At 65.6% G+C, this 12,622-nt stretch carries 16 protein-coding genes; 7 read left to right on the top strand and 9 right to left on the bottom strand.

The genetic code is table 11. From position 1 onward, the window contains the following. Positions 1-36: 36 nt before the first annotated feature. The 3 genes from FD678_RS07945 to FD678_RS07935 form a co-directional block, all read right to left on the bottom strand. Positions 37-1,380, bottom strand: a complete 1,344-nt coding sequence (locus FD678_RS07945) for an inositol-3-phosphate synthase (RefSeq protein ID WP_218569572.1) — start codon at positions 1,378-1,380, stop codon at positions 37-39. Positions 1,381-1,663: 283 nt separating this feature from the next. Then, the gene (locus tag FD678_RS07940; protein WP_218569571.1) at positions 1,664-2,692 is read right to left on the bottom strand and encodes a Kelch repeat-containing protein; all 1,029 of its coding nucleotides are present in this window, start codon (positions 2,690-2,692) and stop codon (positions 1,664-1,666) included. A 165-nt stretch (positions 2,693-2,857) separates the two neighbouring features. Beyond that, complete coding sequence (locus tag FD678_RS07935) at positions 2,858-3,265, bottom strand: winged helix-turn-helix transcriptional regulator (RefSeq protein ID WP_140721027.1); 408 nt, start codon at positions 3,263-3,265, stop codon at positions 2,858-2,860. Between the two features lie 94 nt (positions 3,266-3,359). Between FD678_RS07935 and FD678_RS07930 the strand changes: the two genes are divergently transcribed. The 3 genes from FD678_RS07930 to FD678_RS07920 are packed head-to-tail and all read left to right on the top strand — an operon-like array spanning position 3,360 to position 5,328. Continuing rightward, complete coding sequence (locus FD678_RS07930) at positions 3,360-3,965, top strand: FMN-dependent NADH-azoreductase (RefSeq protein ID WP_140721024.1); 606 nt, start codon at positions 3,360-3,362, stop codon at positions 3,963-3,965. Between the two features lie 31 nt (positions 3,966-3,996). Further along, positions 3,997-4,407 carry a DoxX family protein gene (locus FD678_RS07925; RefSeq protein WP_140721021.1) on the top strand — a complete coding sequence of 137 codons (411 nt, stop codon included), beginning with the start codon at positions 3,997-3,999 and terminating at the stop codon, positions 4,405-4,407. 21 nt (positions 4,408-4,428) lie between these two features. Continuing rightward, the gene (locus FD678_RS07920) at positions 4,429-5,328 is read left to right on the top strand and encodes a pirin family protein (RefSeq protein WP_140721018.1); all 900 of its coding nucleotides are present in this window, start codon (positions 4,429-4,431) and stop codon (positions 5,326-5,328) included. 283 nt (positions 5,329-5,611) lie between these two features. Here FD678_RS07920 and FD678_RS07915 read toward each other — a convergent pair whose 3' ends face one another. The 6 genes from FD678_RS07915 to FD678_RS07890 form a co-directional block, all read right to left on the bottom strand. Beyond that, entirely contained in the window at positions 5,612-6,592 is a 981-nt protein-coding gene (locus FD678_RS07915; protein WP_140721015.1) for an amidohydrolase family protein, read from the bottom strand. 66 nt (positions 6,593-6,658) lie between these two features. Continuing rightward, positions 6,659-7,453, bottom strand: a complete 795-nt coding sequence (locus tag FD678_RS07910; RefSeq protein WP_140721012.1) for a carboxymuconolactone decarboxylase family protein — start codon at positions 7,451-7,453, stop codon at positions 6,659-6,661. 24 nt (positions 7,454-7,477) lie between these two features. Further along, positions 7,478-8,167 (bottom strand): type 1 glutamine amidotransferase domain-containing protein, encoded by a 690-nt coding sequence (locus tag FD678_RS07905; protein WP_140721009.1) that lies wholly within the window; start codon positions 8,165-8,167, stop codon positions 7,478-7,480. Positions 8,168-8,178: 11 nt separating this feature from the next. Continuing rightward, a complete protein-coding gene (locus FD678_RS07900; RefSeq protein WP_140721006.1) occupies positions 8,179-9,228 on the bottom strand; it encodes an NAD(P)-dependent alcohol dehydrogenase in 1,050 nt (349 codons plus the stop codon). Positions 9,229-9,291: 63 nt separating this feature from the next. After that, the gene (locus FD678_RS07895; protein ID WP_140721003.1) at positions 9,292-9,591 is read right to left on the bottom strand and encodes a superoxide dismutase; all 300 of its coding nucleotides are present in this window, start codon (positions 9,589-9,591) and stop codon (positions 9,292-9,294) included. A gap of 37 nt (positions 9,592-9,628) precedes the next feature. Further along, on the bottom strand, positions 9,629-10,198 hold the full coding sequence (locus FD678_RS07890) for a flavodoxin family protein (RefSeq protein ID WP_140721000.1): 570 nt from the start codon (positions 10,196-10,198) through the stop codon (positions 9,629-9,631). Between the two features lie 211 nt (positions 10,199-10,409). Between FD678_RS07890 and FD678_RS07885 the strand changes: the two genes are divergently transcribed. The 4 genes from FD678_RS07885 to FD678_RS20575 all read left to right on the top strand — a co-directional run bounded on the left by FD678_RS07885 (position 10,410) and on the right by FD678_RS20575 (position 12,506). Continuing rightward, entirely contained in the window at positions 10,410-11,294 is an 885-nt protein-coding gene (locus FD678_RS07885) for a LysR family transcriptional regulator (protein ID WP_256661884.1), read from the top strand. A gap of 13 nt (positions 11,295-11,307) precedes the next feature. Then, positions 11,308-11,691, top strand: a complete 384-nt coding sequence (locus tag FD678_RS07880; RefSeq protein ID WP_140720993.1) for a putative quinol monooxygenase — start codon at positions 11,308-11,310, stop codon at positions 11,689-11,691. Between the two features lie 166 nt (positions 11,692-11,857). Continuing rightward, positions 11,858-12,286, top strand: coding sequence for an SRPBCC domain-containing protein (locus FD678_RS07875; protein ID WP_140720990.1), 429 nt, complete (start codon positions 11,858-11,860; stop codon positions 12,284-12,286). A 22-nt stretch (positions 12,287-12,308) separates the two neighbouring features. Next, on the top strand, positions 12,309-12,506 hold the full coding sequence (locus tag FD678_RS20575; RefSeq protein ID WP_256661883.1) for a hypothetical protein: 198 nt from the start codon (positions 12,309-12,311) through the stop codon (positions 12,504-12,506). Positions 12,507-12,622 lie beyond the last annotated feature (116 nt).

Raw genomic sequence — 12,622 nt, 5'->3', positions numbered from 1 at the left:
GGCATGGCGGCGCGATGGCGAGGCGGGGAACCTGCGTCAGGCCCCCACGGGCTCCTGGTAGTAGTCCAGGCCCAGGTGCGTGATGAGGTCCTCGCCCATCATGTGGCGCAGCGTGTTCTGCAGCTTGATCAGCTGCTTGAAGATGTCGTGCTCCGGGCGCAGCCCGGGCGCCGTCTGCGGCGACTTGAAGTAGAACGACAGCCACTCCTGCACGCCCGACATGCCCGCGCGCTTGGCCAGATCGGCGAACAGCGCCAGGTCCAGCACGATCGGCGCGGCGAGGATCGAGTCGCGGCACAGGAAGTTGATCTTGATCTGCATCGGATAGCCCAGCCATCCGAAGATGTCGATGTTGTCCCAGCTCTCCTTGTTGTCCCCGTGCGGCGGGTAATAGTTGATGCGGACCTTGTGATAGAGCTCGCCGTACAGCTCCGGGCTGAGATCCGGCCGCAGGATGTCCTCCAGCACGCTCAGCTTGGAGACCTCCTTGGTGCGGAAATTGTCCGGATGGTCCAGCACCAGGCCGTCGCGATTGCCCAGGATGTTGGACGAGAACCAGCCGCGGATGCCGAGCGCCCGTGCCTGCAGCCCGGGCGCCAGGATGGTCTTCATCAGCGTCTGCCCGGTCTTGAAATCCTTGCCGCCGATCGGCGTTCCGTTGGCCGCGGCCAGTTCGGCCAGCGCCGGGATATCGCAGGTCAGGTTCGGCGCGCCGTTGAGGAACGGGATGCCCTGCGAGATCGCCGCATAGGCATAGATCATCGAGGGCGCGATGGCCGGATGGTCCTCGCGCAGCCCGCGCAGGAAACCGTCCAGCGTCGCATGCACGTCCTGCGGCTGGATATACTTCTCGGTCGAACCGCACCAGACCATCACCATGCGCGCGCAGCCATGGGCCGCGCGGAAGCGCTCCAGGTCCTTGATGACCGCTTCGGCCTGCGCCATCTTGCCGGCGGCCTGCTTCACGTGGCGACCATCCAGGTTCGAGACGTAACCGGGATCGAAGACCGCCGGCATCGGCCGGATCGCCTCCAGCTCCGGCCTCACCGCATCGAGCATCGCCGGGTCGAGCACGCGCGCATTGCGCGCGGCCTCGTACACGTTCTCGTCGTAGATGTCCCAGCCGCCGAAGACCAGGTCGTCCAGGTCGGCCAGCGGCACGAAGTCGCGGATGCGCGGATGGCGGTTCTCGGTGCGCTTGCCCAGGCGAATGTTGCCCATCTGGGTCAACGAGCCGATCGGCAGCGCGAGCTGCCTGCGCACGGCCTGCACGCCGGCGATGAAGGTCGTCGCCACCGCGCCCAGCCCGGGCATCAGAATGCCCAGCTTTCCTTCGGCCGGTTCGACGCGCGTGGGTTTGATTGCGTGTTGGTAGGTCACGCGGCCAGCATGTAAGCGCTGCGGTAGAGCATCCGTGAAGCGGCCACATGCGTGGAGGCGCCGCGTGATGCCGCGTTGACGCGCCGGCGCGCTGCGGGCACGTCCCGGCTGCCAGGCTCCACGCACGCACCCGGCCAGCGCGGCGCCATCACGGTGTCAGGATGAAGTCCAGGCTCTTGGCGTGCGCCGCCGCTTCATCCGCTTGCCGCGCACATTACCTCGCCGCCCGCAGCGACATCGCGCGATGGAGGCCGTCGCGCCACGGCATCCATCGGGATCCGCTTCAGGGTGCGCCGAGCACCCAATGGTCGTTCAACTCGGGGCCGCCGCCGCGGTTGCCGCTGCCGGCCACGACATGGATCGCGTCCCCGGCCACCACCGCCTGCATGCCGTGCCGGCCGACCGGCATCGCCGGCAGGCTCGTCCACGTTTGGCTGCGCGGATCGTAGGCTTCGACCTCGGCATGCGCGCGCTCCTGCCGCTCGCTTTCGCCACCCAGTACCACGATGCGCCCGTCCAGCACGACCACCGAGACTCCGGAGCGCGGCGTCGGGATCGCCTGCGCCGCCGTCGTCCAGCGCCGCGCGGCGACGTCGTAGACGTCCATGCCGTCCAGGTGCAGCCCCATCTGCCCGCCGTCCTCGTGCCCGCTGAGGCGCCCGCCGACCGCGTAGATCTTTCCGTCCAGCACGGCGGCATGGAAGTGGTCGCGCGCATGCGGCGCATCGGGCAATGCCGTCCACGTTCCGGTCTTCGGATCGAACGCATCCAGCCACGGCACGAACCCGGCGCGATGGCCCAGCCGGTTTCCGCCCACCAGGTAGAACACGCCCTCGTGCACGACCAACCCGCCGCCGCCGCGGCGCCTGTCCGCCGGCAGCTCGGGGCCTTCTTGCCAGCGGTCGCTTTCAGGATCGTAGATCAGCACGCGCGGCACGACCTCTTCCTGCGGCCACGGCCCGGTCAGCGCCCCGATCACGTAGATGCGGCCATCCAGCACCGCCGCCTGCGTGTGGTGGATCTCCATCGGCGCCGCCGCGCCCTGTCGCCATTCGCCGGTGGCGAGGTCGAGGATGTCCAGCGGCGGCTGGCCGCGGCCGCCGATGACGAACAGTTCGCCATCCACCACGGCCGCCGCACTCTCGTGGCGCGCCGTGGGCTGGCCGGAAGAGCGGGATGCCGCGGACCAACCTGGACGCGCGGGCGCGTTCGCCTCGGCCACGGATGTTCCGGCGGCCATCGGGACGGCGTCGGCCGCCGGTGCCAGCGTGGCCGCCATCCACAGTGCGAATCCGCAAGCGTGCTTGAGCATGCAACCCCCTCCGTGCCATCGAAACGAAGTGCCGGGTATGACACAGCGCCCGGCGCCGATCAATGCGTGGCCTCGCGAAACTGGGCCACGCGTCCCATGCGGACCGGCTCCCCACGTCGCCTTCCGCGTACCCGGCCGCCCGGCGGTGCAGCCTCCGGCCGGGGCCTACTTGAACGGAACGGCCGCCTCGCCCTCGGCCTTCTCGCGGGCATCGAAGGCTTCCCTGGCCGCGTCGATGTCGGCGATGTGCTGGCCGGCCCAGGTGCCCAGCGCGATCACCGGCTCGGTCAGCGAACGCCCCAGCGGCGTCAATTCGTACTCCACGTGCGGCGGCATCACCGCATAGACGGTGCGCTTGATCAGCCCGTCGCGCTCCAGCCCGCGCAGGCACAGCGTCAGCATGCGCTGCGAGATGCCATTGATGGCGCGCTTGATCTCGGTGAAGCGGCGCGGCTTGGCGGCCAGGAACATGATGATCAGCACGCTCCATTTCTCGCCCACGCGGGCCAGCACCTGGCTGACCTTGTGGCAGTCGGTTTGCCGCAAATCATGAGGGAAATCAGTCACTTTCATGTTACCGGGTTCTCTTGATGTGCCGTATTGTGCACCTTGGGAGCCGTAGTTACATTCCTAGTCCCGGTCACAATTCTATACCGAAGGACTTCCCATGACGCTCCTCCACATCGACGCCAGCATCCTCAACGAGCAGTCGGTCAGCCGCCAGCTCACCGCCGCCATCGTCAAGCGCCTAACCGACCAGGCGCCCGGCACGCAAGTCATCCGCCACGACCTTGCCGCGGAGCCGATCGAACACCTTTCCGCCGCCGAGTTCCTGGCCTTCCAGGGCGTCGAGCCGCAGGGCCCGGCGCAGCAGGCGGTGGCCCGCAACGCCCGCCTGCTGAACGACTTCCTGGCCGCCGATACCGTGGTCATCGGCGCGCCGATGTACAACTTCTCGCTGCCCTCGCAGCTGCGCGCGTGGCTGGACCGCCTGGCGGTACCCGGCAAGACCTTCCGCTACACCGCCAACGGCGTCGAAGGGCTCGCCGCCGGCAAGCGCGTCATCGTCGCCTCCACCCGTGGCGGCATGTATGGCGAAGGCACCCCGATGGCCTCCTTCGACCACCAGGAAGCCTACCTGCGCAACTTCTTCGGCTTCCTCGGCATCACCGACATCGCCTTCGTGCGCGCCGAGGGCCTGTCGATCAGCCCCGAACTGCGCACCGCCGCGATCGACGCCGCCACGGCCGAGGTCGGGAAACTGGCCGCGTGACGCGCGGCCATCGAACCCTAGGAACATCCCCATGCATACGTCGTCCACGGCGGCTGCGGCCGCCCCCACCCGAACTGCCAGGATCGTTTCCTGGAGCCTGCGCATCCTCGCCGCGGCAGCCTTCCTGGCTGCCGGCGGAGCCAAGCTCGCGGGCGTGCCGATGATGGTGCAGATCTTCGACCACATCGGCATCGGCCAGTGGTTCCGCTTCGTGACTGGCCTGGTCGAAGTCGGCGGCGGCATCGCCCTGCTGCTGCCGGCCACCGCCGGCCTGGGCGGGTTGCTGCTGGCCGCCACCATGTCGGTGGCGGTCCTGGTGCACCTGTTCGTCATCGGCGGCAGCCCCGTGCCGGCCCTCGTACTGGCCCTGATCACCGCCACGATCGCCTGGCTGCATCGTGCTGGCATGGGCCGTGCGCTCGGCCGCATCGGCGTCGCTTGAAATCTTCCGGAGCCCACCACGATGAACGCCCTGCTCGCTCCCCGCTCCACGACCGCCCCGCGCCGGATCGTGCACCGCACGCGCGGCCACGGCCATGGCCCGATCACCCGCTTGATGAGCCCTTCCGACCTCGGCCAGATCGCCAAGCCGTTCGTGTTCCTCGACCTGTTCGACGCGGACAGGCGCACCGTGCAAGCGATGGCCGACATGCCATTGCATCCGCACTCGGGCATCGCCACGGTGACCGTGCTGACCGAGGGACGCCTTCGCTACGACGACCCGGCCAACGGCTCCGGCATCATCGGCTATGGAGGCGTCGAGTGGATGCGCGCCGGCGGCGGCATCTGGCACGGCAAGGAAATGGCGCCCGACGATGTGCCGCGCATCCAGGGCTTCCAGCTCTGGCTCGCGCTGCCGGCCGAACTCGAGAACGGTGAACCGGTCAGCCGCTACATCGAAGCACGGGACATCCCGCAGGCCGGGCCGGCACGCGTCATCGTCGGCAATCATGAAGACGTGCAAAGCCCGGTGCCCGCGCCGGACGGCATCAACTACCTGTTGGTCACGCTCCAACCGGGTGAGCGCTGGAGCTACCAGCCACCGGCCGGCCACAGCGTCGGCTGGCTGGCGCTCGCGCAAGGCAGGCTCGACGCCGGTGCGCCGATGGATGCGGGCGAGATGGTGGTGTTCGAACACGGCGAAGCCGCGATCACGCTCGAAGCATCGGGTGGGCAAAACGCCGTGTTTGTGCTCGGATCCGCCATACCGCATCCGCACCCGTTGCACCTGGGCAGCTACTCGGTGCACACCAGCGCGCAGGCGCTGCAGGCGGGCGAGCGCCGGATCGCCGAACTCGGCCGCAAGCTCCGGGAAGCCGGCGACCGGAGCACGGCATCGGGGACCATCCCCGTGTTCCGTTGAGACCGCATCGCCGGCCAGCACAACGAGGCATGCCGGCCTCGGTGACGTTCAACGCATGACGAGCCGCCATCCGACAAGATGGATGACGGGTCACCGCCGTGCTCAAGACTGGCGTCATGTCTTCCCGAGGCTGCGTGTCTTCTTCGCCTGCCATTGCCAGTCGCCGGCTTTGGCGCTGGCGGTCGAGGCCTTGCGCTACCGGCGCCAGGCCGGATGAGCCGGCCGACCTCAGATGCTTTCCCGAGAAGGCCCATCGCGGCTGAAGCCGCTCCCACGTTTGTCGTTACACCGCCCTGCCGCCGGTCAGCCGCTCCCAATTGGTGTGCGCGAATTTGCTTCTGTCGCCTTCATTCACCTGCAACGCTTCGACAAAACGCCGGGCATCCTCACCGGGCCGGTATTGATACGGGTAGTCGGTCGAGAACAGGATGCGATCCCACCCAACCGCGTCCACTGCTCGCTGTAGGTAGTCAGCGCTGAACATGCCGCTGGCGGTCAGGTACAGGTTCTCCTTCACGTAGGCGATGAAGGGCTTGCGCAGCTTGGCCACTCTGTCGAGCATGACCAGACGCTCCAGGTAGAAGATCACCACCTCGCCCCAGTGGCCGAGGATGACCTGCAAGTTGGGATGGCGGTCGAAGACGCCGCCCAGCACCATGCGCACGAACTCCATGCCGGCCTCGTAATGCCAGCCGAGGCTGAAGGTCGACAGCGCCAGATCGACCGCCGGGGTGAAGCCGCTGTAGTAGGACGCGCGCACCGCCGCCTGCGGGATCTGCGGATGGATCAGCAAGGGCACGTTGAGATCGGCCGCGCAGGCATAGGTCGCTTCGAACAAGGCGTCATCCAGATGCCTGTCGCCGACACGGCCGTACAGCATGCCGCCCTTCGCACCCAGCTCCAGCACGGCACACCGCAACTCGCTCGCGGCCGTGTCAGCGTCAGCGAAAGACAGCGCCGCCAGGAACTGGAAACGCGCCGGGATGCCGCGCACTGTCGCCGCCATCAGTTCGTTGGCGCGTCGGGCCAGCTCGATGCCGGGCTCGGCGAGATTGTTCAGGCCCGGCGTCGTCAGCGACAGCACCTGCATGTCCACGCCGGTTTCGTCCATGAGCGCCAGGCGCTTGTCGGCAAGATCGGCGAGGCGCTCGTCGATGATCGGTGGATTCAGCGCCAGGGTGCCATCGTCTGCGCCGGGGAGAGTTTCCCAGGCACGCTTGATGTCGGCTGGGAGCACGTGCTCTTCGATTGCCACGAGTTTCATGATTGAACTCCGTCACCGCAGGGGGATTTTTTTGGGGACGCGACAGATCGCAGGACATGTCGTGGGCTACTTCGCACGTCCGCGCAGCACCTCGCCGACCACGGAAACGGCGGAGAAGGCGTTTGGCCAGCCCGCATAGAACGCGGCATGGGCGACGATTTCGCCAGCTTCCTCTGCCGTCAGGCCGTTGTCCATCGCGCGGCCCAGGTGATAGGTAACCTGAGTGCTCTGGCCGGATGCGATCAGCGAGCTGACCGTGACTAGGCTGCGATCGCGCGGCTTGAGCGCGGGGCGTTGCCACAGATCCAGAAACAGCGGATCGGCCGTGAACTTCACCAGGCCCGGCGAGATCGGGCCGACATTCGCTTCGACCGCCACGGCGCGTTGTCGTTCCGTTTGCTCGTTGAGCGGCAGCAGCGACGGCGATGCCGGCGGCAGCTGGTCAGCCGTGATGCCGCGATCAGCGAATACCGCCTGGGTGACCGCGATGGCCGACATCGCATTCGGCCAGCCCGCGTAGAAAGCGAGATGGGTGATGATCTCGGAGACCTCAGCGGCGGTGACGCCATTGTCGAGTGCCACGTCCACTTGATGCTTGAACTCGGCCGGCTGGTTGCGCGCGATCAGGATGGCCAGCGTGACGATGCTGCGGTCGCGCGGCGACAACTGCGGGCGTCGCCACAGATCGGCGAGAACGTCTTCACGGGCGTAACGCGCCAAGGCGGGGGATACGGATTCGATGTCTTTCACGGACAGGGACGATGCGCTTTCCGGCATGGTCATGGTTCCTCTTCTGTCTTCTGCAAACGCACGCTCGCCCAGGGCGAGCGAGAAGGCGGCGGCCATCACGAGGTGTTTCATACAGGTCGCCCCTTATGCGCTCCGTCAGGCCTTTGCCTGCAACAGCGCGACGACGGCCTCGCCCACGCCGTGGGCCGATGCCGGGTTCTGCCCGGTCACCAGGCGACCATCGGTCACCACGTTCTCCGACCAGTTGGGCGCCGGCTGATGCAGCGCACCGCGCTGCTTGAGCGTGGTGGCCAGCAGATACGGCACGACCTGGGTGTACTTGACCTCGGCCTCTTCCTCGTCGGTGAAGGCTGCGAGCTTTTTGCCGGCCACGAGGTAATTGCCATCCGACAATTTCGCATTCACCAGCGCGGCCGGGCCATGGCAGACCGCCGAGACAATGCCACCGGCTTCCCATATGTCACGAATGGTCTTCTGCACCGCTTCGCTGTCGGCGAAATCCCACATCGTGCCATGGCCACCGGCGAAGAACACCGCCGAGTAGCGCGACGGATCGAGTTCGCCCAACACCAGCGAATGCGCCAGTGCATCGCGGAAAGATTTGTCCTTCCAGTAATGCGCATTGGTCGGATCGGAAAGGTCGAAGAAATCGATCGGCGGGTGACCGCCACGGATCGAAGCGATCTCGACCGGGATGCCTGCCTTTTCAAAAACCGCCAGCGGATGGGTCAGCTCGACCAGCGCAAAGCCGGTCGGCTCGCCGCTGTCGCCACGGATCGGGTGGCTGGTGACCACGCACAAAATGGGCTTGATGCTGTCTGTCATGCGTGCGTTCCTCAGGAGGCCAGCGAGGCCATGTCGATGACGAAGCGATACTTCACATCGCTCTTCAACAGGCGCTCATAGGCTTGGTTGATGTGTTGGATGGGGATGATCTCGACGTCCGAAACGATGCCGTGCCGTCCGCAGAAATCGAGCATCTGCTGGGTTTCGGACACTCCACCGATGAACGAACCGGAGATGGCCCGGCGCCCGCTCACGATGCCGCCGGCATTCACCGGTGTGCCGAGCGGTCCCAGATAGCCGACCAGTACGAGCACGCCTTCAAGCGCGAGTGTCGGCATGTAGGGGTTGACGTCGTGGTCGTAGGGCACCGTGTCGATGATCACGTCGAACTGGCCGGCGACGGTCTGCATCTGTGCGGCGTCACCCGATAGCACGACATGGTCCGCACCGAGGCGGAAAGCGTCGTCTTCCTTGCCCGGCGAACGGGTGAACAGCGTCACATCAGCGCCAAGCGCCTTGGCCAACTTCAGTGCCATGTGGCCGAGCCCGCCCAGGCCGATCACCGCGACCTTGCTGCCCTTGCCGACATTCCAGCGGTGCAGCGGTGACCAGGTGGTAATGCCGGCGCAGAGCAGCGGCGCCGCACCAGCCGGATCGAGCCCATCGGGCAGCGACAGCACGAATCTGTCGCTCACCACGATGGATTCGGAATAACCGCCAAAAGTGACGTTTCCGTCGTGCTGGTCGATGCTGCCATAGGTGAAGGTCGGGCCTTCGACGCAATCCTGCTCCCAGCCTTTCAGGCACGGCTGGCAGTGCTGGCAGGAATCGACCATGCAGCCGACGCCCACCCTGTCGCCGGCCTTGAAGCGCGAGACATTCGCGCCGACCTCGCGCACCCGGCCGATGATCTCGTGCCCGGGCACGATCGGATAGGTGGTGAAGCCGCCGTGGTTCTGCGCCAGGTGCAGGTCGGTGTGGCAGACACCGCAGTAGAGAATGTCGATGACGACGTCATCGGGCCGCGGGGCGCGCCGCTCGAAGGCAAAACGTTCGAGCGGGGCGGTGGCCGATTGAGCGGCAAAGCCCAGTACGTTCATGAGGGAATTCCTTGGTTCTTGTGCAGGCCGCACGGGCTTTGCGGGCAGCGCCGCGAGTAGGTCTCAGGCGTTACCGGGCGCGAACAGCGTTTCCCAGTTGGTGAACGGACCCAGCGGGATCACCTCCCAGCCAATGAGCCCGGCCTGGGCCAGCGGGAACTCGGCCAGCGCAGCCTTCGCGGCTTCGACCGATTCGGCCTCGGCGATGATCGCCACGCCGGGGCGGTCCTGGCGGAAGTAGATGTCCCGGATGGTGCCGCCTTTGTACATCTGCCAGGCGTGGCGGGCTTCGTCCGCCATGTGCGGCGCATACTGGTCCAGCGTGGCGCCCGGTTGTGGCACGTCGAGGCAAAGCAGTTTCATGAGCATGTTCCTTGAGTGTTGGAGGATTGAAGAAGAATCAGGCGGGCTGAAAACGATGAGCCGTATCGGCCACGCGGCGGCCGAAGTACTGGGCCGTCCGCAGGTCGCTGCCCGGCGGCGCGATCTCGGGCGCTTCGTCGGTGTTCGCCTGTGTCATCACCCCGAGCCAGCTGCCAAGGCGGTTGAGGTCTTCCGTGCTGCCCGTGCTGTTGCTGTTGCCCGGCATCAAATCCAGGCCGACCCAGATCATTCCGTGCTGGGCGGCAAACAGCGCCATCGAGACCAGCGCGTTGAGCTTGTCGCCGTGTTGCGCGCCGGAGTTGGTGAAGCCCGCCGCGATCTTGTTGCGCCACTTCTGCGGCATCCACGCGGGCTTGGTGGAATCTTCGAAGAACTGCTTGAGCCTGGCGCTGATCATGCCGTTGTAGGTCGGCGAGCCGAAGACGATCGCGTCGCTGTCTTCGAGCACCTGCCAGTCCACTGCGCCCTCGCCCACCGGCATCAGCACGACCTCGGCAACACCCGACTCGCGTGCCCCCTGGGCCACGGCCTCGGCCACGCGCGCGGTGTGGCCATAGCCACTGTCATAAACGATTGAAACAAGCACCTGCTCACCTTGCCTTTCGACTGCATACCGTCGTGGATTGCCGAGTGCTATGGCAGCCGATTGAGTAACCCGCCGCCGCCTTCACTTGGCCTGCGAACGACTATAAAGTAGAATTTAAATATACATAAGAGAATATATTTATTCTCAATGTATCCTTAAATTCTACAATCCGGAGCCGATAGGTGAAGCCATGCGGGATAGATTTGATGGCGTGCAGCTATTCGTCGAAGTCGTCGAATCCGGCGGCTTCGCCAAGGCCGGCGAGCGGCTGTCGCTGACGCGCTCGGCCGTCGGCAAGGCAATCGCGCGTCTGGAGGAACGCTTGGGCGTACAACTGTTTCAACGAACGACCCGGACCCAGAGTCTCACCGAAGATGGGCAGCAATATTACGAGCGTTGCCTGCGCGCCATCGAAGAATTGCGCGCGGGCGAAACCATGCTGGAGAACGGTCGGCGCGAAGTGGTCGGCAAGCTGCGCGTGACGCTGCCGGTGCTCTTCGGCCGGTATTGCGTCGCGCCCATTCTGCGCGCCTACGCACAGCAGCATCCCAAGCTCGAACTGGAATTGAACTTCAGCGACCGCCAGGTCGATCTGATCGCCGAAGGGTTCGATCTGGCCGTGCGCAACGGCGCGCCGGACAACCGCGCCACCTTGCGTGCGCGCCGCCTGGTCAGCCAGCGCAAGGTGCTGTGCGCGTCGCCTGCTTATCTGTCGGCCAGGGGCGAGCCGCGCACGCTGGAAGAACTCCAGCAGCACGACCTTCTGCCGTACTGGCGCAACGAGCATGCCTTGGAGTGGCAACTCCCCGACGCCACCGATGCGCTGGTGGGTATCCATCCCACCTCCCGACTGCGTTTCGACGACCTGGAATTCATTGCCGATACCGCGGTTGCGGGAATGGGTCTTGCCTGGCTGCCCTACTGGCTGATCCGCGACCGGCTGCGACGCGGCGAACTCGTCGAAATCTGGGGGCACCGGCCCACCGCCGTCATCGAAGGCTATGCCGTCTGGCCCGCCGCTCAATACCTGCCGCTGCGCTCGCGCCTGGCGATAGACGTGCTCGTCGCCGAACTGCCGAAATGCCTGGAAACCTGAAGGAGAACACCCGATGAGAAGCTTGATGATGGCCGCCGTCATGCTCGGCGGCGCCGCAACAGCCACGCTTCATGCGCAGCCACCGGACACTACCGTCGTGCGCATCGCCGAGCTGGTGATCGACCCCGCACAACTCGACGCCTACACCGCCGCCGTCAAGGAAGAGATGGAAACCTCCATCCGCCTCGAACCCGGCGTGCTGGCCATCTATTCGGTCGCCGAGAAAGACAAGCCCAACAGTCTGCGCTTTTTTGAAATCTACGCCAGCGAGCAAGCCTATCGATCACACATCGAATCCCCACACTTCAAGAAATACGTGGCGGTGACCCAGCCGATGATCCTGTCGCGCAAGCTGATAGAGACCGTGCCGGTCCAGCTCAGCGCCAAGGGGCGATAACGGCCGGACCCCATCACCATGAAACACCCAAAGACACTGAGCCAAGCGATCTGCGGGCTGGCCCGGGCACGGCCCACGGGCGAAGGCTTTTTGTGGCAGGGACTTCAGTCTCGACGGGCTATCCCAGCCAGGCGTCGGGACTGAAGTCCCTCCCACAGCAGATTTCATGCGGGATGGAGCCAACAAGTATGGTGACAGAAACTGGCACTACCGCCACATACGATGCCCAGGCAAGCAGACCGTCATCTGGTGGGGCCAGATTCCCGTGGAGGTGGACGAGGTACTACCCCACAGGCGCATCGTGCTGCGCTGGGATGGGCCTGCGTCCGACGAAGGCGGCGCAGCGTACAAGACGCGGATCGAGATGACCTTCGAGCCACTCGACGACGGCGCGACGCTTGTCACGATCACCGAAGCGGGATGGCAAGAGGACAAGGCAGGAGTAGTTGCCTCCTATCTCAACTGCGAAGGTTGGTCGCAGATGCTCTGCTGCCTGAAGGCATACCTCGAATACGGCATCAATCTGCGAGAGGGCTACTACCGAAGCGAACTCCTGGGTGAGCCCGCCATTGAGCCGAACCCCGGTTCCCACTGAGAACCTGAAGCGGAGAAGTTCAATGAGCTCGAAAATCTATGGCGGCATCGATATCGCCATGAAGATTCCGCCGCACCAGTACCAGGCCACTCTCCGCTTCTATCGCGATGTCGTCGGCCTGACGCCCATCACCGACAAGGCGCCGGCAGTGGGATTCGAGCTCGGGCCCAACAAGCTCTGGCTTGATGAAGCGCCGGGGATGAGCCAGGCGGAAGTCTGACTCGAACTCTTCACCAACGACTTCATCGAGACAGCAAAACGCCTCGCTGAAGCCGGTGTGGTGCGGGCTGACGCGATCGAACCCTTGCCCGACGGATTCAAGGGCGGGTGGATCTC

Origin of the sequence: Pseudomonas sp. Hp2, from assembly GCF_006386585.1 — a bacterium.
Taxonomy (GTDB): domain Bacteria; phylum Pseudomonadota; class Gammaproteobacteria; order Xanthomonadales; family Xanthomonadaceae; genus Pseudomonas_S; species Pseudomonas_S boreopolis.
Note: the sequence above shows the minus strand (reverse complement) of the source record. Positions and strands in the feature narration are given on the sequence as shown.